Annotated in this window: 23 protein-coding genes and 1 pseudogene; 6 read left to right on the top strand and 18 right to left on the bottom strand. The window is 71.2% G+C overall.

The genetic code is table 11. The features are described from left to right. Positions 1-66 precede the first annotated feature (66 nt). Positions 67-630, top strand: a complete 564-nt coding sequence (locus V6U86_RS12390; RefSeq protein ID WP_334502198.1) for a Uma2 family endonuclease — start codon at positions 67-69, stop codon at positions 628-630. A 55-nt stretch (positions 631-685) separates the two neighbouring features. Here V6U86_RS12390 and V6U86_RS12385 read toward each other — a convergent pair whose 3' ends face one another. From V6U86_RS12385 to V6U86_RS12320, 14 genes and pseudogenes are all read right to left on the bottom strand, one after another. Then, positions 686-1,093: a DUF5130 family protein gene (locus V6U86_RS12385; RefSeq protein ID WP_124772579.1), complete on the bottom strand. Its 408-nt coding sequence runs from the start codon at positions 1,091-1,093 to the stop codon at positions 686-688. Next, positions 1,080-1,400 carry an aa3-type cytochrome oxidase subunit CtaJ gene (gene ctaJ, locus V6U86_RS12380; RefSeq protein WP_435821308.1) on the bottom strand — a complete coding sequence of 107 codons (321 nt, stop codon included), beginning with the start codon at positions 1,398-1,400 and terminating at the stop codon, positions 1,080-1,082. The genes V6U86_RS12385 and ctaJ overlap by 14 nt, the downstream gene beginning before the upstream one ends. Before the next feature lie 51 nt (positions 1,401-1,451). Further along, the gene (locus V6U86_RS12375) at positions 1,452-2,915 is read right to left on the bottom strand and encodes an amidase (protein ID WP_334502190.1); all 1,464 of its coding nucleotides are present in this window, start codon (positions 2,913-2,915) and stop codon (positions 1,452-1,454) included. A gap of 187 nt (positions 2,916-3,102) precedes the next feature. Beyond that, entirely contained in the window at positions 3,103-4,104 is a 1,002-nt protein-coding gene (locus tag V6U86_RS12370) for an amidohydrolase family protein (protein WP_334502187.1), read from the bottom strand. Continuing rightward, positions 4,104-4,628, bottom strand: a complete 525-nt coding sequence (locus tag V6U86_RS12365; RefSeq protein ID WP_151491805.1) for a 3-hydroxyanthranilate 3,4-dioxygenase — start codon at positions 4,626-4,628, stop codon at positions 4,104-4,106. The genes V6U86_RS12370 and V6U86_RS12365 overlap by 1 nt, the downstream gene beginning before the upstream one ends. Further along, a complete protein-coding gene (locus tag V6U86_RS12360; RefSeq protein WP_334502180.1) occupies positions 4,625-5,047 on the bottom strand; it encodes a RidA family protein in 423 nt (140 codons plus the stop codon). The genes V6U86_RS12365 and V6U86_RS12360 overlap by 4 nt, the downstream gene beginning before the upstream one ends. Further along, a complete protein-coding gene (locus tag V6U86_RS12355) occupies positions 5,044-5,817 on the bottom strand; it encodes a 2-keto-4-pentenoate hydratase (protein ID WP_334502178.1) in 774 nt (257 codons plus the stop codon). The genes V6U86_RS12360 and V6U86_RS12355 overlap by 4 nt, the downstream gene beginning before the upstream one ends. Then, positions 5,814-6,938, bottom strand: a complete 1,125-nt coding sequence (gene dmpG, locus V6U86_RS12350) for a 4-hydroxy-2-oxovalerate aldolase (RefSeq protein ID WP_334502175.1) — start codon at positions 6,936-6,938, stop codon at positions 5,814-5,816. The genes V6U86_RS12355 and dmpG overlap by 4 nt, the downstream gene beginning before the upstream one ends. Continuing rightward, positions 6,935-7,867 carry an acetaldehyde dehydrogenase (acetylating) gene (locus V6U86_RS12345; RefSeq protein WP_334502173.1) on the bottom strand — a complete coding sequence of 311 codons (933 nt, stop codon included), beginning with the start codon at positions 7,865-7,867 and terminating at the stop codon, positions 6,935-6,937. The genes dmpG and V6U86_RS12345 overlap by 4 nt, the downstream gene beginning before the upstream one ends. After that, positions 7,864-8,661, bottom strand: coding sequence for a 2-keto-4-pentenoate hydratase (locus V6U86_RS12340; RefSeq protein ID WP_334502170.1), 798 nt, complete (start codon positions 8,659-8,661; stop codon positions 7,864-7,866). Before V6U86_RS12340 ends, V6U86_RS12345 begins: the two co-directional genes overlap by 4 nt. A gap of 20 nt (positions 8,662-8,681) precedes the next feature. Further along, positions 8,682-10,163, bottom strand: a complete 1,482-nt coding sequence (locus tag V6U86_RS12335; RefSeq protein ID WP_334502300.1) for a 2-hydroxymuconic semialdehyde dehydrogenase — start codon at positions 10,161-10,163, stop codon at positions 8,682-8,684. Positions 10,164-10,186: 23 nt separating this feature from the next. Further along, entirely contained in the window at positions 10,187-11,524 is a 1,338-nt protein-coding gene (locus V6U86_RS12330; protein ID WP_334502168.1) for an FAD-dependent oxidoreductase, read from the bottom strand. A 68-nt stretch (positions 11,525-11,592) separates the two neighbouring features. Beyond that, positions 11,593-12,861 (bottom strand): annotated as a pseudogene (gene kynU, locus V6U86_RS12325) (kynureninase); the annotation flags it as partial. Between the two features lie 14 nt (positions 12,862-12,875). After that, positions 12,876-13,778, bottom strand: a complete 903-nt coding sequence (locus V6U86_RS12320; protein WP_334502298.1) for a tryptophan 2,3-dioxygenase — start codon at positions 13,776-13,778, stop codon at positions 12,876-12,878. A 146-nt stretch (positions 13,779-13,924) separates the two neighbouring features. On the opposite strand from V6U86_RS12320, the gene V6U86_RS12315 reads away from it, so the two are divergent. The 3 genes from V6U86_RS12315 (at position 13,925) to V6U86_RS12305 (ending at position 15,868) form a co-directional block, all read left to right on the top strand. Further along, complete coding sequence (locus V6U86_RS12315; protein ID WP_334502166.1) at positions 13,925-14,389, top strand: Lrp/AsnC family transcriptional regulator; 465 nt, start codon at positions 13,925-13,927, stop codon at positions 14,387-14,389. A 102-nt stretch (positions 14,390-14,491) separates the two neighbouring features. Then, positions 14,492-15,016 (top strand): hypothetical protein, encoded by a 525-nt coding sequence (locus V6U86_RS12310; protein ID WP_334502164.1) that lies wholly within the window; start codon positions 14,492-14,494, stop codon positions 15,014-15,016. A gap of 75 nt (positions 15,017-15,091) precedes the next feature. Next, entirely contained in the window at positions 15,092-15,868 is a 777-nt protein-coding gene (locus V6U86_RS12305; RefSeq protein ID WP_334502296.1) for a class F sortase, read from the top strand. Here V6U86_RS12305 and V6U86_RS12300 read toward each other — a convergent pair. Next, a complete protein-coding gene (locus V6U86_RS12300) occupies positions 15,811-16,584 on the bottom strand; it encodes a MerR family transcriptional regulator (RefSeq protein ID WP_334502162.1) in 774 nt (257 codons plus the stop codon). The genes V6U86_RS12305 and V6U86_RS12300 overlap by 58 nt on opposite strands. Positions 16,585-16,638: 54 nt before the next feature. Here V6U86_RS12300 and V6U86_RS12295 point away from each other — a divergent pair, with 54 nt between their 5' ends. Then, positions 16,639-18,234 (top strand): DUF6194 family protein, encoded by a 1,596-nt coding sequence (locus V6U86_RS12295; RefSeq protein WP_334502160.1) that lies wholly within the window; start codon positions 16,639-16,641, stop codon positions 18,232-18,234. A gap of 15 nt (positions 18,235-18,249) precedes the next feature. Here V6U86_RS12295 and V6U86_RS12290 read toward each other — a convergent pair whose 3' ends face one another. The 3 genes from V6U86_RS12290 to V6U86_RS12280 form a co-directional block, all read right to left on the bottom strand. Then, positions 18,250-18,786, bottom strand: a complete 537-nt coding sequence (locus V6U86_RS12290) for an HNH endonuclease (RefSeq protein ID WP_030333470.1) — start codon at positions 18,784-18,786, stop codon at positions 18,250-18,252. A gap of 249 nt (positions 18,787-19,035) precedes the next feature. Further along, positions 19,036-19,497, bottom strand: a complete 462-nt coding sequence (locus V6U86_RS12285) for an SRPBCC family protein (protein WP_334502153.1) — start codon at positions 19,495-19,497, stop codon at positions 19,036-19,038. 17 nt (positions 19,498-19,514) lie between these two features. Further along, on the bottom strand, positions 19,515-19,835 hold the full coding sequence (locus V6U86_RS12280; protein ID WP_334502151.1) for an ArsR/SmtB family transcription factor: 321 nt from the start codon (positions 19,833-19,835) through the stop codon (positions 19,515-19,517). Positions 19,836-20,048: 213 nt separating this feature from the next. Here V6U86_RS12280 and V6U86_RS12275 point away from each other — a divergent pair, with 213 nt between their 5' ends. Next, positions 20,049-21,071, top strand: a complete 1,023-nt coding sequence (locus V6U86_RS12275; RefSeq protein ID WP_334502294.1) for a mechanosensitive ion channel family protein — start codon at positions 20,049-20,051, stop codon at positions 21,069-21,071. The last annotated feature ends 187 nt before the right edge of the window (positions 21,072-21,258 follow it).

Below are 21,258 nucleotides of genomic sequence, written 5' to 3'. Positions count from 1 at the left end.
GGGGCCGGCGTGGGTGTGAGCCCGCGCCGGCCCCGGACGTTATCGTGGCTTGAGGAGGTGGACGTGATGGCACAGCCGACCTACCAGTGGCAGCCCCCGGAGCGGGGCTGGCGCGAGCAGGATCTGTTCGACCTGCCTGCGGACGGCAACCGCTACGAGATCATCGACGGAAGCCTCCACGTGACCCCACCGGCCGGTCCCGAGCACCACGAACTCGCGGACGAAATCCGGATGGCGCTCCGCCAGGCAGCTCCCGCCGGGTGGCGGGTGATCCGGGAGATCGGGGTACATGTCCCCGGCGGCAATCTCATCCCCGATCTGACTGCGTTGCGCCCGGGCGCACCGCGCGGGCGGATGTGGGCCGATCCGGCGGACATCGCGCTCGTCCTCGAGGTCGAGTCGACGGGAAGCCGTCGCCACGATCGCTTCACCAAGCCCGCTCTCTACGCCGAGGCGGGCGTCCCGCACTACTGGCGGGTCGAACGGGGCAACTTTGGCCCGGTGATCTACCGGTATCGGCTTGGCGAGGGCGAACACTACGAACTGTTGGGCACCCTCGGCCCGGACAACCCGGTGAACGTGGACGAGCCGTGGTCGATGAAGCTGGACCCGTCCGCCTGGCCTCGCTGACACGACGAAGCCCCGGCCCGCTGCGAGCTGGCCGGGGCTTCGTCGTACGAGTGGGTCAGCCCTTGCCGGCGTGGCTGGCGAGCTGGTCCAGGCCGTTGATGATGCCGCCGGCCAGGTCACCGCCGCTGAACGCGCCGACCATGGAGAGCGCGGCCAGCTTGGCGTACGTGTCGGGGATGCGCTTGCGGGCGTACCGCCCGGTGACGATCTCCAGCTGACGCTGGTTGGGCGACACGGCGATCAGCACCGACTTGTCGGGCTCGGCGAGCTGACGGTGCAGCCGCTGAGCGTGCTCGCGGATCGGCTCGTCGAGCCCGCCGACGAAGACCGAGAAGACCAGACCGGTGCCCTGGTCGGCCAGGCGCAACGCCTCGTCGATGCGCAGCAGCTGCCGGGTCGAGAACGGCCCGTCCAGCACCTCGGGCGGATTTTCCGACCCGGCCTGCTTCTCACCAACGGTCACTTGCGCCTCCGGTTCCACCGGCCGGCGCCTCGACGCTGGCCTTCTCAAGCTTGTGGCTGGTCAGCGCGGGCGCCTGCGCCCCCGCCGTCAGCGCGGTGCCGGCCGAGTCGGCCAGCTGCTCCGGGCGGCCCAGAAACCAGACCGGAGTGAAGTCGAAGGGCCGGCCCGGGCGGTAGCGCTTGGCGCCGCCGCCACCGCCGGTGGCACCCCCACGGCTACCGGCGTACGACAGGCCGGCGATGACCAGCACCGCAGCCAACGGGATGCCGACGAAGACCAGCAACGTCTCGGTAACAGACAATCCCAACGCCCCCAGGCGGAAGAAGGACGACCTTGAACAACCGGGTCGGATGGACGATCACGCTGCCGACCGCCCGACTCCGTCGCCATTCACGTTAGCGGAGTCGGTGGCCCGCCAGATTGCGGGGTGCCGATCCCATCCGTCACTGGAGTTCTCCAGTTGCGCAGCGGTAGCGATAAGCCGCGCGTCGTCGCCGTACCGGCCGGTGAGCAGCACCCCGACGGGCAGGCCGTCGGTCGTGTTGCCCAGCGGCAGCGAGACGGAGGGATCGCCGGTGACGTTGAAGATGGCGCAGTAGGGCGAGAACCGGCGTTGCCGGTCGAAGTCGGCGGCCGGGTCCCCATCGGCGCTGAACCAGCCGACGGGCGCCTGCGGGGTGGCCAGGGTGGGGCAGAGCAGCAGATCGCAGCCGGCGGTGCGGCGGGCGCCGAGGCGAACCTGCGCCTGCAACTCCCCGAGGGTGGCGGCCAGGGTGCCGGCGGAGACCTCGGCGCCCCTGGCTCGGAGCAGCCGGGTCAACGGCAGCAGCTCCGCCTCCCGCTGTGGCGGCACCGGGGTCAGCGCCAGCACGTACCAGAGGATCTCGAACAGCGGCCACGCCGCCGGCCCGAGCGGCGGCGACACCTCGACCACCTCGTGGCCGGCCGCCGTGAGCAGCGCGGCGGCCCGGTCCACGGCGGCGACGCAGTCGGGGTGCACCGGTTCGTCGGCGAGCATCGGCGTGGTGAACCGGCCGATCCGCAGCGGGCCGGGCTCGGCCCGGCGCGCGACGGCCAGGTAGCCGCCGGGCGGCGCGACCGGTGGCAGGTAGGGCTCGCCGGGGACGGGGACGGCCATGACGTCGAGCAGCGCGGCGACGTCGGTGACCGTCCGCCCGAGCGAGCCACTGGTAGGCAGCCCGAATGCGCCGGAGCCGACTGGTCCGCCGGAGACGAGGCCCCGACTGGGCTTGTAGCCGACCAGGCCGCAGAGGGCCGCCGGGATGCGCAGCGATCCGCCGCCGTCGGACCCCTGGGCGACCGGGACCAACCCGGCCGCGACCGCCGCCGCCGCGCCACCGCTGGACCCACCCGCGGTGTACGCCAACTGCCACGGGTTGCGGGCCGGCGGCGCGACCCGGCCCTCGGAGTAGAGCGAACAGCCCAGCTCGGAGGTTGTCGTCTTGCCCAGGCTCACCAGACCGGCGGCCTTGATGAACCGGACCACGTCCGCGTCGACCGGCGGGACGTAGTCGATGAAGGCGGCCGAACCGAATGTGGTGCGGATTCCGGCGGTGAGCGTCAGGTCCTTGATCGCGGTCGGCACGCCGTGCAGCGGGCCGCGCTTTTCGATCGGCACCGCGTCGGCGGCGCGTGCGGCCCGCCGGGCGAGGTCCGGGGTGACGGTGACGAACGCGCCCACGGTGTCGCCGAGTGCCGCCACCCGGCTCAGGGAGTGCTCGACCAGGTCGACGCTGGACAGCTCGCCGCGGGTCATCGCGGCGGCCTGCTCCAACGCGGTCAGGTCGTGCGGCTCGGCCATGCCGTCATCCTGCCGCCCGTCGGTCGTTCGCGCAGCCGACACGCGCTGGCGACCGGAAACGGACCAACCGGACCTTGCTCCAGCTCCACGCCGCACCTGCCCGCAGATCTTGGACACTTTCCGTCACGCGCGTCACGCGCGAACGGAAAGTGTCCAAGATCTGCGCATGCCTGTGGCGAAAGCCCGCTCAGCCGTGCAGGAAGCGCAGCGCGTTGGTGGACAGGAGCTTGTCGCGTTGATCGTCGGTGAGGAAGTCGGCCGCCTGAACCACCGCCCCGGCCGGCCGTTCGCCCAGCGGGTACGGGTAGTCGCTGCCCACCAGCACCCGGTCCTCCCCCAGGGTGTCGACCAGCAGGCGCAGCGCGGGCGGGGTGAAGACCACCGAGTCGACGCTGAACCGGTCGACGTAACTGCTGGGCGGGGCGGCGGACGCACCCCGGACCAGGTCGCCGCGGCGGTGCCAGGCGTTGTCGGCGCGACCCAGCCAGAACGGGAAACTGCCGCCACCGTGCGCGAAGCAGATCCGCAGTGTCTCGGGCACCCGGTCGAAGACACCTCCGAGGATCATCGCCAGCACCGACAGGTGCGTCTCGGCGGGCATCCCGGTGAGCCAACGGGCCATCCAACGGTCCAGTCGCGGCCCGCCCGGCATGTCCCACGGGTGGACGAAGACGGGTGCGCCCACCTCGGCGCAGTGCTGCAGGAACGTGACCACGCCGGCGTCGTCGAGGTCCCGGTCACCGACGTGGTTGCCGATCTCGACGCCCACGTGCCCGGCGGCGAGGCTGCGGTCCAGCTCGGCGCAGGCGGCGTCCGGGTCCTGGAGCGGCACCTGGCAGAACGGCACCAGCCGGTCACCTCCGGCCGCGGTGACCTCCAGGGTCAGGTCGTTGAAGATCCGGGCGACCTTCACCGCCTGGTCGGCCGGGCGGTCGTAGCTGAAGAAGACCGGCGTCGGCGAAACCACCTGCACGACCACGCCGTCGGCGTCCATGTCGGCCAGTCGGCGCGACGCGTCCCAGCACTCGGCGCCCACCGGGCGGAACTCCGTCTCCCCCACCATGATCATGGCGGCGCGCTCGGAGTCCACCCGCAACCACGGCCAGCCCGACCCACCGCACGCCGCGCCGAGGTCCGGCCACCCCTTCGGTACGACGTGCGTGTGCACGTCGACCACGCCTGCGGGCATCAGCCCTTGCCCGGGTGCAGGGTGCCGCAGTTCGCGCAGGTCCGCGCCGCCTCGTCGGCGTAGAAGGCCTGGAACACCGGCGGCAGGTCGGCCGCGATGTCGCGGACCTGCAACTCCACCTCGTGCACCTTGTGCCCGCACTCGGGGCAGTACCACTGGAACGTCTCCAGCGTGCCCTCCTCGCGGACCCGCTCGACGACCACACCGATCGAGCCGGCCTCCGGCCGCTGCGGCGAGTGCGGGGTGTTGCGCGGCAACATCCACATCTGGCCCTCGCGCACGTGCACCGTACGCGGCCCCTCCGGGGTCATCAGGTTGATGTGCATGTTGCCCTTGACCTGGTAGAAGAACTCCTCGTACGGGTCCACGTGGAAGTCGGTGCGCTGGTTGGGGCCGCCCACCACCATCACGATGAAGTCGTCCCCGCCGGGGAACATCTCCTTGTTGCCCACCGGGGGCTTCAACAGGTGCTGGTTGTCCGCGATCCAGCCCGGAAAGCTGAACGGCTCGGCGATCTCACTCACGACTGACCTCCCGAGGGAAGAAGGGCCACGGCCTGGATTTCGATCAGCAGGTGCGGGTGCGGCAGCTGGTGCACCGCCACAGTGGTTCGGGTCGGCCCGGACGCGTCGAAGAACTCCGCCCACACCTCGTTGTAACCACCGAAGTCGTTCATGTTGACCAGGTACGACGTCACCTGGACGAGGTCGTCGAGGTCGGCACCGACCGAGCGCAGCAGATCCCGCACGTTCTCGATCACGGCCCGCGTCTGCACCCGGATGTCGAGGTTGGTCGTGCCGAACCCGTCCACCTCCACACCGGCGAAGGTGTTGTCCGGCCGACGTGACGACGTACCGGAGACGAAGACGAACCCACCCGCCACCTTGACGTGCGGAAAGGCCCCCCGCGGCACGGCCTTCCCGGCCACCACCCGAGCGGTCACGACGACGCCCGCAAAGACGCGGTGCCGAGCTTCTCGACGACGGCACGGACATGGACGCCGGGGCGAAGCGGGACGGCGGCGGTCGCGGCACCGGCCAGGAAGACCCACCCGGACTCCAGCCGCACCCCGTGCCCGCCCGCCAGCCGGATGCCCTCGTCGAGCGCCCGGCGCGGATCACCGAGGATCGCCGCCGTGGAGCCGACCTGCGCCACCCGCCCGTCGACCTCCAGCAGCACGCCCAGGTTGTCCAGCCCCGCCGGCACCGGAGACCACGGCCCGATCACGAACGCGGCGGCCGAGGTGTTGTCCGCGATCACGTCCGGCAGGGAGAAGCGGAAGTCCGCGTACCGGGAGTCGATCAGCTCGATGGCCGGGGCGACCGCGCGGACCGCCGTGGCGAAGTCGCCGACCGGCTCGCCCGGCTCGGGCAGCCGGTCCAGCAGGAACGCCACCTCCGGCTCGACCCGGGGATGGATGTACGCGGCCGGGTCGACCGTGCCGCCGTCGGGCACCCGCATCGCGTTGGTGAGCCGCCCCCAGATCACCTCGTCCACGCCGACCTGGGCCATCTTCGCCCTGCTGGTCAGCCCCATCTTCAATCCGACCAACCGCTCACCGGCGTTCACCCGGCGTTGCAGCAGCGCGGCCTGCACGGCGTACGCGGTGTCCACGTCGAGGCCGGTCTCGGCGGCGAGCTGCGGAATCGGGGTGGCCGTGTCGGCCGCCGCACCCAGCTTGTCGGCGATCCCCGCGATGTCCGGGCCGATCATGCTGCGCCACCTTCCGTTCGCGACTGCGGGGCTCGAAAACCCGGCTCACTCCTCGCGCTCACAGCCTGCTCCTTGCCGGCCAGGTCCAGTGCAACGTCGACGATCATGTCCTCCTGACCGCCGACCATCCGGCGGCGGCCCAGCTCGACCAGGATCGACCGGACGTCCACGCCGTACTTCGTGGACGCCCGCTCGGCGTGCCGCAGGAAGCTGGAGTAGACCCCCGCGTACCCCAGGGAGAGCGTTTCCCGGTCCACCTGGACCGGCCGGTCCTGTAGCGGGCGGACGATGTCGTCAGCTGCGTCCATCAGCGCGAACACGTCGCAGCCGTGCTTCCAACCGTGCAACTCGGCGACCGCGACGAAGACCTCCAGCGGGGCGTTTCCGGCGCCCGCGCCCATGCCGGCGAGGGAGGCGTCGACGCGGACGGTCCGACCGTGCACCGCGTCGGGACCGGCCGGCGCGGACCCGGTGACCCGGCCGTGCTCGACGGCGAGCACGCTGTTGGCCACCCCGAGCGACAGGTTGTGGTGGGCGTGGATGCCGATCTGCGTCTCCGGGGCGAGAACCTGCCGGTACGCGTCGACCCGCTGCGCCACGTCGGACATCAGCAGCCGCCCGCCGGAGTCGGTGACATAGACGCAGTGCGCCCCGTACGACTCCATCAGCTTTGCCTGCCCGGCCAACCCGGCCGGATCGAACATGTGCGACATCATCAGGAACCCGGCCACGTCCATGCCGTTCTCCCGGGCCCAGGAGATGTGCTGGGCGGAGATGTCCGCCTCCGTGCAGTGGGTGGCGATCCGCACGCTGGTCACCCCGAGCGCCTTCGCGGCCTTCAGGTCGGCGATCGTGCCGATACCCGGCAGCAGCAGGGTGGTCAGTTTCGCACTGGTCAGCACCTCGGCAGCCGCGGAGATCCACTCGGCGTCGCTGGCTGCGCCGTGGCCGTAGTTGACGCTGGAACCGGCGAGGCCGTCACCGTGTGCCACCTCGATGGCGGCGACCCCGGCGGCGTCCAGCGCGGCGGCGATGGTGCGTACCTGGTCGACTGTGTACTGGTGGGCGATGGCGTGCATGCCGTCGCGCAGCGTCACGTCCTGGATGTACAGGTCGGTCATGCCACCGCTCCCGTCGAACGCAGGGCGACCAGCCGCTCCGCGGTGCGCACTGCGGCGGAGGTCATGATGTCCAGGTTCCCGGCGTACGCCGGCAGGTAGTGCCCGGCACCGGAGACCTCCAGGAAGACCGACACCTGCAGGGCGGTGAGCTGCCGCCCGAGCGTCGGCAGGTACGCCTGCACCCGGTCGAACTGCACGTCCTGCTTGAGTCGGTAACCGGGGACGTACTCCTGCACCGCCGCCACCATCTCGCTGATCGAGGCGGCGATGGCGTCGGTGTCGGCGTCGGCGTCCGGGCAGAGGCAGTAGACGGTGTCCCGCATCAGCAGCGGTGGGTCCGCCGGATTCAGCACGATGATCGCCTTGCCCCGCTCGGCCCCGCCCACCACCTCGATGGCCCGAGCCGTGGTCTCGGTGAACTCGTCGATGTTGGCCCGGGTGCCCGGCCCGGCGGACTTCGACGCGATCGAGGCGACGATCTCCCCGTACGCCACCGGGGTGACCCGGCGTACCGCGGCGACGATCGGCACGGTCGCCTGCCCGCCGCAGGTCACCATGTTGACGTTCGGCTCGTGCAGGTGCTCGTCGAGGTTGACCGGCGGCACCACGTACGGGCCGAGCGCGGCCGGGGTCAGGTCGACGACCGTGCGACCGTGGGCGCGCAGCACCTCGTCGTGGCGTCGGTGTGCGCCGGCCGAGGTGGCGTCGAACACCACCTCGACGTCGGCGAACTCGGGCAGCGCGACCAGCCCGTCCACGCCGTCGGCGGTGGTGGCGACGCCGAGCCGGCGAGCGCGCGCCAAGCCGTCGGAGGCCGGGTCGATGCCGGCCATCGCCACCATTCGCAAGCTGTCACTCAGCCGGAGGACTTTGATCATCAGGTCGGTGCCGATGTTGCCGGAACCGAGCACCGCCACGCCGACGCTCATGCCGAACCCTCCTTGCTGAAACAGGTGCGCACCGAGCCGAGCCCGGAGATCCGGGCCTCGTACGCCGCCCCCGGGCTGACCGGCACCATCGGGCCGAGCGCACCGGAGAGCACCACGTCGCCGGCGCGCAGCGGGTCACCGGCGCGGGCGAGGGTGCCGGCCAGCCACTGCAGGGCGTGCAGCGGGTTGCCGAGGCAGGCCGCGCCGGCGCCCACCGAGACCGGCTCGCCAGCGTGCTCCAGCACCATTCCGCACAGTCGCAGGTCGACGTCGGCGAGCCGGCGCGGGGTGGTGCCGAGCACGAAGAGCCCACTGGAGGCGTTGTCGGCGACGGTGTCCACGATGGAGATGTCCCAGGCGGCGATCCGTGAATCGACGATCTCGATCGCCGGCAGCACATGGTCGACCGCGCGGATCAGGTCGACCGTGGTGAGCTGCGGGTTCGGAAGATCCTTGTCGAGCACGAAGGCGATCTCCGCCTCGACGCGGGGCTGGAGCAGCCGGTCGATGGGCACCTCGACCCCGTCGCCGACCGCCATCGCGTCGGTCAGCATGCCGAAGTCGGGCTGGAACACCCCGAAGGTCTCCTGCACCGCCCGGGAGGTCAACCCGATCTTCGCGCCGACCCGGCGTTCGCCGCGGCCCTGCCAGGCGCGCGCCTGGAGCTGCTGCACGCGGTACGCGGACTCCACGTCGCCCTCCGGCAGCAGCCGGCCCCGGAGCGGTGCGCACGGCTTGCCGGTGCTGCGGGCATCGGCCAACTCCCGGTTGGCGGCCTCGATGTCAGCTTCCATGCCCGCTCCCTCGCTATGGCTCACGACAGGTCCACGCAGACGTTTGTGAGTTCGGAATAGAAGTTCAGCGAGTGCACGCCGCCCTCACGACCGATCCCGGACGCCTTCACCCCACCGAACGGGGTGCGCAGATCACGCAGGAACCAGGTGTTGACCCAGACGATGCCGGCGTCGAGCCGGGCGCCGGCCCGGTGCGCCACGCCCACGTCCCGGGTCCACACGGTCGCCGCGAGGCCGTACTCGGTGCCGTTGGCCAGGGCGTACGCCTCGTCCTCGGTGTCGAACGGCGCGACGTGCACCACCGGGCCGAAGATCTCCTCCCGGTTGGTGCGGGCGTCCGGGCCGAGCCCGGTCAACACCGTCGGCTGCACGTACGACCCACCGTCGCGGACGTCGCCGAACGTGGGCGTGCCGCCGCCGGTGAGCACCTCGGCGCCCTCGGACCGGGCCAGCTCGTACGCGCCGAGCACCTTCGCACGGTGCTGGTGGGAGATCAGCGGCATGGTGGCGGTGGCCTCGTCGGTCGGCCAGCCGTACGCCAGCTCGCCGGCCCGCTTCGCCAGCCGGGCGGTGAACTCCTCGAAGACCGGGCGCTGCACGTAGATGCGCTCGGTACAGAGGCACACCTGCCCGCCGTTGGTGAAGCTGGACCGCACCGAACCGGCGACCGCGGCGTCCAGGTCGGCGTCGGCGAAGACCAGGCCGGCGTTCTTCCCGCCGAGTTCGAAGCTCACCGCCTTCACCCCGTCGGCGGCGGCCCGCATGATCGCGCCGCCGGTGGCCGACTCACCGGTGAAGGTGATCGCGTCGACGCCCGGGTGGCGGGTGAGGAACTCACCCGCCGAACCCGGCCCGAAGCCGTGCACCAGGTTGAACACCCCGGCGGGCACCCCGGCGGCGGCCATCACCTCGGCGAGCAGCGTCGCCGAGGCGGGAGTCTCCTCGCTGGGCTTGACCACCACTGCGTTGCCGCAGGCCAGCGCCGGAGCCACCTTCCAGGTGAGCAGCAGCAGCGGCAGGTTCCACGGCACGATGACAGCGACCACGCCGACCGGTTTGCGCAGGGCGTAGTTGAGCGCCCGGCCGCCGCTCGGTGTGACCGTGGTGAACGACTCGGTGGGCGCGGTCGCCACGATCTCCGCGAACGCCCGGAAGTTCGCCGCGCCGCGCGGGATGTCCAGCGTGCGGGCCTGGGCGATGGACTTGCCGGTGTCGGCGACCTCGGCGGCGACCAGGTCGTCGAAGCGGCGCTCCAACTCGTCGGCGACCCGGCGCAGCACCTCGGCGCGCTCGCGCTCCCCCATCCGACCCCACGGCCCGCGCAGGGCGGCCCGGGCGGCGGCCACCGCGTCGTCCACGGTGGACTGCGACGCCTCGACCACCTCGAAGACCTGCTCCCCGGTGACCGGGCTGGCCTTGGCGAACGTCGCTCCGCCGTCGACGAACTCGCCGCCGACGAAGTTACGCAACCGGTGCGGACCACTCGGCGCGTGACCGGCCATCAGCCGCGGATCCCAGATGCCGCTCATGCGCGCCTCCCTCGGCTCAGTGCCGCACCGATCGCGCCGACCAGCAGCAGCGCGGCCCCGCCGACCACCGCCCCGAGCACCCGGTGCTGTCGGCGCACCCGGCGGCGCACCTGCGCGTACGGGGTGGTGGAGAACGACACCAGCTCGTATTGGGAAACGTACCGGCCGGGCAGGGCCCGTTCCAGTGCGTGCTCCACCCGCCGCCGGGTCTGGAACACCGGGGAGGCGACCTTGTCCCGCATCTCCACGAAGTTGGTCAGCGCCATCGTCGCGATGGCCTCCGCGTTCTCCTGGCGGCGTCGCTGGAACAGCGGCAGCGCCGCCAACCAGTCGTCGGCGCACTCGTCCAGGCAGCGGTCCAGCTCGACCACGTCCTCGAAGGCGCAGTTGGCGCCCTGGCCGTAGAACGGCACGATCGCGTGCGCCGCGTCGCCGAGCAGCCCGACCTTCCCGTAGACCTGCCAGGGGGTGCAGCGCACGGTCCCGAGCACACCCACCGGGTTGTGCTGGTAGTCGTCGACGAGGTTCGGCGCCAGCGGGATGACGTCCGGGTAGTGCTGGGCGAAGTGCTCTTCGATCGCCGCCGGGCTGTCCAGTGCCGCGAAGCTCCTGGTGCCCTCGTTCGGCCAGAACAGGGTGCAGGTGAAGGAGCGGTCCGGGTTCGGCAACGCGATCATCATCGAGGTGCCGCGCGGCCAGATGTGCAGCGCGTCCTCATCGAGGGCGAAGTCCCCGCCCAGCGGCGGGATCGTCAACTCCTTGTAGCCGTAGTCGAGGAAGTCGACGCTCTCGTCCAGCAGCCCGTACGCCAGCAGTTGCCCGCGCACCGCGGAGCCGGCGCCGTCGGCGCCCAACACGACCGACGCCTTCGCCGCGACCGGGCCCTGCGGGGTCTCGAAGCTCAGCGCGCCGTCGGTCGGGTCGAGCCCGACCAGCCGGTGGTCGAAGACGATCCGCACCCCGGGCAGCGCGGCGGCCTCGTCCAGCAGGGCGTTGTTCAGCGCACCCCGGCTGATCGAGTTGATCGCCCGGTCGCCGGCCGCGCTGTAGGACTGGAACTGCTGCTCGCCCTCGACCGGGTGGATCATCCGGCCGCGCATCGGCAGCGCGTCGGTCATCACCTGCTCGGCCAGCCCGATCCGGCGCAACGCGTCCAGGCCACGCTCGGAGAGGGCCAGGTTGATCGAGCGGCCTCGCTCGGCCGCGCCGGCCCGCGGGTCGGAGCGGCGCTCGTAGAGGGCCACCGGGTAGCCGCGCCGGGCCAGGAAGCAGGCGGCCAGACAGCCGGCCAGCCCCGCACCGATGATCGCGATCTCGTCACGCCGCGCGGTCATGCTGAGCCACCTTTCGTTCGCGACTGCGGGGCTCGCAACCCCGGCTCACTCCTCGCGCTCACAGAGGTCACCCCCACCGTCGCGGCCAGCGCCGTCGCGGCCCGCCAGCAGTCGAGGTACGTGGAGTAGAGCGGCACCGGCGCGAACCGGACGACGTCCGGTTCGCGGGCGTCGGCGATGACCCCGTGTTCGTACCGGAGGCGTTTGGTCAGCTCGGCGGCGCTGCCGGAACCGATGCGCACGGAGAGCTGGCAGCCCCGGCGGGCCGGGTCGCGGGGGGTGACCACCCGCAGCGGCCGGCCGACGGTCACCTCGTCGAACAGCGACTCCAGCCAGCCGGTGAGGCGCTGGCTGCGGGCGCGCAGCGCGGTCATCCCCACCGCGTCGAACAGTTCCAGCGAGGTACGCACCGGACCCATCGCGAAGATCGGCGGGTTGGAGATCTGCCAGGCCTCCACAGTGGCCGGTGGCCGGGACACCGGCGTCATCTCGAACCGGGTCGCCGCCGCGGTGCTCCACCACCCCTCGAAACGGGGCAGGTCCGCGTCGCCGAGGTGCCGTTCGTGCACGAAGACGCCCGCCAGGGCACCCGGGCCGGAGTTCAGGTACTTGTAGGAGCACCACGCGGCGAAGTCGACGTCCCAGTCGTGCAGGGCCAGCGGCACGTTCCCGACGGCGTGGGCCAGGTCCCAACCGACCACCGCGCCGGCTGCCCGGCCGGCAGCCGTGATGGCCGGGATGTCCAACAGTTCGCCGGTGAGGTAGTTGACCCCGCCGAGCAGCACCAGCGCCACCCGGTCGCCCTCGGCGGCCAGGTAGTCGGTCACGTCCTCGGTGCGCAGGGCGTCCTCACCGTCGCGCGGACGGAGCCGGACCACTGTGTCGTCCGGGTCCAAGCCGTGGAAGCGCGCCTGGCTGCGCACCGCGTAACTGTCCGAGGGGAACGCCGCGTCCTCGATGACGATGCGGGTGCGCGCGCCCGCCGGGCGGTAGAAACTCACCATCAGCAGGTGCAGGTTGACAGTGAGCGAGTTCATCACCACGGCCTCCGCCGGGCGGGCGCCGACGAGTCGCGCGGCCGGCCCGGTCAACAACTCGTGGTACGGCAACCAGGCGCGCTCCGCCTCCAGGTGCCCCTCCACGCCGAGCCGCCCCCACGCGTCCAGGTCGGCCAGGAGCTCGTCGCGGGTGGCCCGAGGTTGCAGGCCGAGCGAGTTGCCGGCCAGGTACGCCGACTCGGGGTGCTCGCCACCGTCGGCAGGTGGCACGTGGAACAGGTGCCGGTGGCCGGGGTCGGCCTCGTCCCGGCGATGCGCTTCTTCTTGAGGGGTGTGCATGTCTCGCTCTCCGGTCACATCGTGGTGCGGGCCGACCACAGCTCCGGGAAGACCACCCGGGCCATGCTGCGCTGCAACCACGCCAGGCCAGCAGAACCTCCGCTGCCGACCTTGGCTCCCATTGTCCGCTGCACCGCCTTCACGTGGTTCCAGCGCCAGTCGCCGAACTCCTCGGCGACAGCGCTCAGCGCCTCGCCGAGCAACCGCAGGTGGTTGTCCGGGCCGGCGTCATCGTAGATCCGCACCCAGGCCGCCTCGACCGACGGCTGCGGGTCGTGCTCGACGGCGACGTCCCGGTCGAGCAGGCCGGCGGGGATGTCGAACCCTCGCCGCGCGAGCAACGCGACCACGTCGTCCCAGAGGCTGGGGGCGGCCAGCGCGGCGGTCAGCGCGGCGTGCACCTCGGTCTGCCGGCGGAATGGCCGGATCAGCGCCGGGTCGCGGAGCCCGAGCAGGAACTCCAGGTGCCGGTACATGGCCGACTGGAAACCGGAGCCCTCACCGAGCAGGTTGCGGAACCGGTTGAAGTCGGCGGGGGTCATCCAGCGCAGGCCCTGCCAGGCGGCGTTCAGCCCTTCCAGGTGCAGGGCAGCGCGGCGCAGTGGCGCCACGGCGTCCCACACCTCGTCGGCGCGGAGCAGACGCTGGGTCTCCCGCAGCTCGTGGCAGGTCAACCCGAAGTACAGCTCCATGATCTGACTGACCATGAGGAAGGACATCTCGCCCGGGTCGCTGCTGAGTGGTTGCTGCAACTGGTGCAGGGTGCTGGCCTGCACGTACGCGTCGTACGGCACGCGCTCGGCGAACTCCAGCGTCGGCTCGCCGCCGTTGCGGGCGGCGCGGGCGGCCCGCTGCCGCGGAGTCACCGGTCGCACCGTGGCGGGGCGGTTCGGCGCCCGCCGCTCCGTCTGATCCACCATTGTTCTCCCTCCCCGGACTGGCCGACATCATGATCTCGCGGTCGGATCGGCCCATGGAATGCCGAATCAACGGCTCTCACCGGCTTCTCCTCGTGAACCAAAGGCAACTAGGCGAAGTTGGTTCACGAAAGTAAGGTCTGAGCGTGGACGATATGGACTGGGCGCTGCTGCGCGAGTTGCAGGCCGACGCGCGGCTCTCCTTCAGCGAGTTGTCCCGGCGGGTGCACCTGTCACCACCGTCGGTCGCGGAACGGGTCCGCCGGTTGGAGGAGGCCGGGGTCATCACCGGCTACCACGCCCATGTCGACCTGAGCCGCGCCGGCCGTACCGTGGTCGCGTTGATCCGGATGTCCTGCTACGGAGCGCGATGCATCCTGCACGATCCGGCGGTGGCCGGCTGGCCGGAGATCCTGGAGATCCATCGGATCACCGGGGACGCGTGCAGCGTGCTGAAGGTGGCGGCCGGCTCGATCGGCGCGTTCGAGGGGGTCATCGACCGTCTCGCCCCGTACGGCCAACCGTCGAGCACGATGGTCCTCTCCTCCCCGCTGAACTGGCAGCCCATCACCCCTCTGCCCGCCACCGGCCCCATCCCCCACCCCCGCTGACCCTCCCACCCTGCCCGCCTGCGGGTTTGCCCACGCGCCAGCGGGAAAGCAGCGCGTGCCCAGGGGAGGGTTCCGGCGGTCGTCGCCGGTTGGGGGGAAATCATGCAGGCAATCCGCACGATCAACCGCGCGCTCTCGTCCGCACTGACACTGGTAGGGCTGGTCGGGGCATTCGTCCTGTTGTCGGTCGCGCCGGCACGCGCCGGCGAGAACGTCTTCGTCGAGGTGACACCGAACAGCACCCAGGCGGGCAGCCGGGTCAGCATCAAGGCGAGCTGCGACAACGACAACAACAACCGGCAGTCCAGCGTGCACTCCGATGCGTTCGGGCACGTGACACTCAAACCGGACAAGGGCTTTCTGACCGCGCAGGCAACCATTCCGCGGGACAAGCCGGCCGGTGACTACCCGGTCGACCTGCGCTGCGAGAACGGCCAGACGGCGTCGACCACACTCACCGTGCTGAACATGGCCTCACCCAGCAAGGGGCCGGCGACCGGTGGCGGTGGGATGGCCAGCGGTCACGGCACCGGCTCGCTGCTCGTGCTCGGTGGCGTGGCACTGGTGGCCACCGCGATCGTGCTCGGGATGGCCGGCGGCCGACGTCGACCGGGAGCCGGCTCCTGAGCCGGATCACCAATGACCCGCAGATCCGCGCGTGCGCGGCCGGACCGCCGCGCCCGCCTCCGGGCCGGGCCGGCGCTGCGCGCGTCCGGCCGGCTGGTGGCCCGCGTCTCCGGGCGGCTGCGTCGGGTCGCCGGGCAGGCGGTGTCGGCCAGCGTCACCACCACCGATCCGGCCGCCCGCCCGCTGCCGCCGCGGCGTCCGGCCGGGCCGCCGTCGGTTCGACACCGTTTCGGTACGAGCCCCGGATTGCCGGTGCTGGCCATCGCCGCCCTGATGGTGCTGATCGTCGCGATGCTGGGCGTCGAGCAGGTGACCGGAATGAGCCTGCTACCGGACCGGCTCAGCGCTGGCCTGCGACCACCGCCGAAGAAGTTCCCGGTGCTGCCGGCCAGTCAGCCGACCAGCCTCGCCATCGAGAAGATCGACCTGCAGGCGCCCGTGCACGCCGTGGGCATCGCTCCGGACGGCACGATCGCCGTGCCGGACGCGGCCCGCGCCCAGGAGGCCGGCTGGTACGACCAGGGGCCCACCCCCGGCCAGTACGGCCCAGCCGTGATCGTCGGGCACGTCGACACCACCAGCGGTCCGGCGGTCTTCCACAAACTCCGCGAACTGCGCTCGGGTGACGAGATCGAGGTCAGCCGCACCGACCAGCGGGTGGCGGTCTTCGAGGTGAACTCGGTGGAGAAGTTCGACAAGGGCCGACTGCCGGTGGACGAGGTGTACGGCGACTTCAGCCGTCCGGGTCTCCGACTGATCACCTGCGGCGGGCAATGGGTCGGCGGCGAGACCGGCTACGCGGACAACGTGGTGGTCTTCGCTTCGCTGGTCAAGGCACGTTCCGGTGGCTGACCGGCGTCGACGTACTCGGCGAGCCGGGCAGCACCGGTGAGCATGGCCCGACCTCGCTCGCTGAGCCGTTGCCGCCACTGGCGCAGCGACGCGGCGAGCGGTTCAGCACCGCCGGCGTCGCGCACTCGACGCAGCACGCCCGCGATGTGGTCGAGCCGATACCCGCCGCGGCGCAGCAGGTGGGCAAGTTCGGCGTCACGGACGTCGTCGGCAAGGTAGAGCCGGTGGCGCGTCACCGGATCACGTACCGGCCGCAGCACCCCGGCCCGCTCCCATTTTCGCAACGTGGCCGGCTGCACACCGAGCCGGTGAGCAAGCACGCTGACCGGCACAGCTTTGCGGCTCTGCGGTTGCGGCGTCGCTCCGGTGAGCGTCGCCACCGCCGTCTCGACCGCGTCCAGGGTCTCCCGGTCGCGCTGAAGCAGGGCATGACCCTGGTCGATGACGCGCAGCGCCGTGTCGATCTCGCCCCGGTTGACGGCCCGCATGATCTCACCGCTGGCCGCATAACCGTGGCCCACGATCAACGCGAGGTACGCGCTCAGCGCCTTGACGTGCAACTCGGTGAAGCGACGGTAGCCGTTCGGGGTGCGCTGGGCCGGCGGCAGGACGCCGGCTCGTTCGTAGTTACGCACGGCCTGCGCGGAGAGGCCGTGGGCGCGCGCGAGGTCGACCGGTCGGCGTACACCTGGGTTTGAAGGTTTTGTGGCTGCCACCGTGCTCCGTCGCTCGTGGGTCTCAACCGCTGGTTCAACGATACGGTTTATGGAATGCCACCTTTTCTCGACCTGCTCGCGGTATCCCCGGACCTGCTCGCGCTCGGCGAACCGACACACGGGGAGTCCGCCTTCCTCCAGCTCCGCAACGAGGCCTTCATGTCGCTGACGGCGCACGGCTACCGCTCAATCGCCGTGGAGAGCGACCGAGCGGCCGGGCTGATCGCCGACGAGTTCGTGCAGGGCGTCGTCGACGTGACGCTCGACCGTGCGCTCGCCGAAGGGTTCAGCCACGGATTCGGCGGGGCCCCGGCCAACCGCGACCTCCTGCTGCGAATGCGGGAGTGGAACGCCGGCCGGCCGGTCGCCGAGCGCCTGACGTTCCACGGCTTCGACGCCCCGGTCGAGCTGGAGAGCGCTCCGAGCCCACGCCACCACCTCAACCAGGTCTGCCTCTTCCTCGGCCTGGACCGGTCCGCCGAGATCGACGACCTGATCGGGGACGAGGCGCGGTGGAGTGACCCGGCCGCGATCTGGGAGCCGGGCCGTTCGGTGGGGCGCTCGACGGACGCCGAGCGACTGCGGGTGCTCGCCGACGACCTGCTGACCGAGTTGTACCTGCGGGCGCCGCGCAAGTCCGTGGGTTGGCCGACGGCGTTCGTGCACGGCACGGCCGCGGTCGCGTTGCTGCGCTACCACGCCGCAGCCGCCGCCCCGCTCGCGCAGGAGGAACGCTTCGCCCGCCTGGCCGCGGTCCGGGACGCACTCATGGCCGAGAACCTGCTCGCGATCCGGGCGGCCGAGGCACACCGCGGGCCCACGCTGGTCTTCGCGCACAACGCGCACCTCCAACGGCACCAGAGCACGATGACGCTGGCCGACATGCAGGTGTCGTGGGCCGGCGCCGGCGCGATCGTCGCGTCGCTGCTGGGTGAGCGGTACGCGGTGATCGCCGGCAGCCTCGGCGCGAGCCCGGCGCTCGGCATCGGGCCGCCCGCCGCCTCGACGTACGAGGGCAGACTCCAACAGGAGACCGGCCTCCCCCGGTACCTGCCGGCGTCCAGCATCGGCGTGGCCGAGCAGCGGACGCACGACTACCGCTACTTCCCTCTGGACCGGGCCACCATCGAGCACGCCGACGCGGTCCTGCACATCCCGACCGGTGTCGACGCGGCTGTGCTCGCCGACCGGATCGTCGCGCTGTCCGACGTCGAGCAGGTCGTGGCGAGTGAGGAGAACGGATCACCCGAGGCGGCCTGGGGCGACCGGTTCTTCTTCGTCGGCCCGGACCGCCGCCAGCCGTTCGCCACCATCGTCGAGCGTGACGTGCCCGGCTTCGACGAGGCCGCCCAGCTGGACCGCCCCGGTGTCTTCCGCCTCAACCTGGACCTGGGCCGGGCCGAGTTCGAGCGGCTGTTCGGCTTCCCGCCCAAGGAATTCGAGGAGCACCGGCACGAGTTCGACTTCGCCCGGCTGGACACCCTCGTGCCGCACCCTGGCTACGCGCTGTACGGCTTCGCCAGCATCGTCATGCCCGGCCCGCAGCTGCTGCCCGAGATCGACCGACTACTCGCGATCGCGCACCGGCGAGCGGTCGACCGCCACGAACGCGCAGCGCGCCGGGCAAGCCGCCCGCAATCCGGAGCCTGACCACGCCCCTCGAAGTCAGGCGGCCGCCTCGGGCTCCCGCAGATCCAGCCAGTCGGCCCAGCGGGGGTCGGGGGCGCGGTGCCCGAGGACCCGCCAGGCGGTGCCCTTCGGGGCGGCCGGCAACGCGTGTAACCGCCACCCCATCTCGGCCGGGGTCTTGTCGCCCTTGGTGTGGTTGCACCGGGCACACGCGGCGACCACGTTCTCCCATGCGTGCCGGCCGCCGCGGCTGCGCGGGAAGACGTGGTCGATGGTCTCGGCCGGGCCCCGGCAGTAGGCGCACCGCCACCCGTCCCGGGCGAAGATCGCCCGCCGGGACAGCCCGACATGCGTCCGGTACGGCACCCGGACGAAGCGCGTGAGCCGGACCACGGACGGCACCGGGAGCGCGTCCCGGGCGCTGTGCAGGATGCCGTCCCCGTCGGCGACGCAGACCGCCTTGGCGGAGAGGACGAGGATCGCGGCGCGACGCACCGACACGACACACAGCGGCTCGTAGGTGGCGTTGAGGACCAGCGCGCCGGAGCCCACCGTGGGTCGTATGTCAGGCATCGCGCTCACCCTCCCGGTTCAGCGGCTGCTGGGGACCACCGCCGACCGGGCCCGGGCACAAGGGCTCACACGGTCGACGCCGGGCCGATCACCGACGTCCGTTGCGCCAATAGTCCCTGATCGGACCCCGGATTGCACGTACTAATCCCTCATGGGGTATGAGGATCATCCGCATCCGGGTGGATCGCTGCCCTGGCCTCGGTGAACCCTTCCGTTGCCCGACAGTGGTTGACAGCCCTTGCCGCGCCGTTAGTTGTCGCTCCCGAAGAGCGAGAGATAGCGGCTGAGGTAGAGGGGCCATCCGGTGTCGCTGTCGACGCCGTCTCGCACCGACTCCCAGCCGGGGCCGTGCCGGTCAAGGTGTCGGTGTTCTAGCTCGATCCTGGTCTGGTCTGGCGTCTCGGCAACGAATCGGACTTCGACCTCGCTGGTGAGGTCCGGATCGGCTTCGACTTGCCAGGTCGGTCCGATGTCCCAGCTAAAGACGACCCGGGTCGGCGGCTCGAACGCGAGGATGCGTGCCCAGCGGCACTCGCTGCCGTCGGCACCTCGGTCGTAAATGTGCCCGCCGACCCTGGGCTCGAACACGGTCTCGGCGATCGGGACCTGAAGCAAGTTGTGCTCGCGTGGCTTGAAGTCGCCGAACCGCTCGGTGAACACGGTGAAGGCCTGTTCGATCGGCGCGTTGACGACAATCTGTCGGCGGACCACCGCCGTCGCTGCATGCGTCATGGAATTTCCTCAGTCTCTCCGACGATGTCTTGATAGCCGTCCAGCGCCCGCCGCCAGAACGTGTCGAGCTGGTCTCGCAGAGCGGCCAACCCGACCGGACTGAGCCGGTAGACACGGCGAGTTCCGATCGCCTGGTCAACGACTAGGCCCGCACCCTTGAGCACCTTGAGGTGCTGCGACACGGCTGGCCGACTGATGGGCAATTCGTCTGCCAACTCCCCCACGGCCCGGGGCCGCTCGGCTAGGCGATGGACGATGGCGAGCCTGCTGGGATCGCCCAACGCCTCCCAGCCGGGATGCACTCCGTAAGTCCCCACGAACGAAAGCTACGACTTACCGATGCGATCGTCAAGGCGAACCTCTGAACATCCCCGCCTGCGCCCCCAGCCATCCTGTCGGCCTTCGTCCGCACACCGTGGAACAGGTGAGGGCTGCCAGGACGGAGGTTGCCAGGGGGTCACCAGCCGTGGGTCGGCGGCGGGCGCCCGGGCTCCTTACGGTACGAAGACAGGGTGAGTGCCGCCAGCGTGATGCCCCTAGCCCTGTCCGCCACCGATTCGGTGAGCTGCCAGGGCAGCACCTCCTGTGAATTTCTCTACCGGATCACCAATTCCGCCTGGTTCGCCGAGGGCAGTTACTGGATCCTGCTCAAACCGCTTCGGGTGCTGTTGATCCTGGCACTGGCGATGGTGGCCCGCTGGGCGCTGCACCGGACGATCAACCGGTTGGTGCGGACGACCACCGACGGTGCGGTGCCGACGATGTTGCGGCCGCTGCGCGAGCGGGTGCCCAGCGCCGCAGCCGACCCGGGCGAGTTCGTACCCGAGCGACGACGGCAGCGGGCCGAGGCGATCGGGTCGGTGCTGCGCAGCCTCACCACCGCGTTCGTCTTCGGCATCGCGCTGCTGATGATCCTGCGCGAGTTCAGCTTCGACCTGGCTCCACTGCTGGCCAGCGCGGGGATCGCCGGCGTCGCGCTGGGCTTCGGTGCGCAGAGCCTGGTCAAGGACCTGATCGCCGGCCTCTTCATGCTGATCGAGGACCAGTACGGCGTGGGCGACAACGTCGACCTGGGCGAGGCGATGGGCGTGGTCGAGTCGGTCGGCCTGCGGGTCACCACCGTGCGCGACGGCCGCGGCGTGCTCTGGTACATCCGCAACGGCGAAATCATCCGGGTGGGCAACAAGAGCCAGGGCTGGGCCCTCGTGGTGGTGGACCTGCCGATCGGTTTCAACAGCACCGAGGAGGCCGTGGCGGTGCTACGGACCGCGGCCGCCTCGGTCGCGATGGACCCGGAGCTGTCGCCGGAGATCGTCGAGGCGCCCGAGGTGCTGGGTGTCGAGCAGGTGACGGTGGACGGCGCGGTCATCCGCACCGTGGTGAAGACGACCGCGGACGGGCAGTACGCGGTGGGCCGGGAGTTGCGTCGGCGTCTCGCGGAGGCCCTGGAGAATGCGGGAATCACCGCGCAGATCGCGGCTGGCCGCATCTATCCCGGTCTGTCGACCCGGCCACTTTCCGAAGGCGAGACTGGTCAGGGCGGCGCCACCTGACCCGGCCGAACACTGTCCTGCAATTCAGGGGTCGCGATCCGGCCGGCCCCTCGGGTATCGTCCGTTCGTTCAGTCGGGGAGGCGACGAACGACCCGTTCGACCTAGCCAGTTGTCAGACGATCGGGCAGAATCCGGAGCACGCGTTCCCACCAATGCGTGATCACATCCTCGCTGATCCGTAGATCT

The organism is Micromonospora sp. CPCC 205558, assembly GCF_036902955.1.
GTDB lineage: Bacteria > Actinomycetota > Actinomycetes > Mycobacteriales > Micromonosporaceae > Micromonospora.
This window is presented reverse-complemented; position numbering and strand designations above follow the sequence as displayed.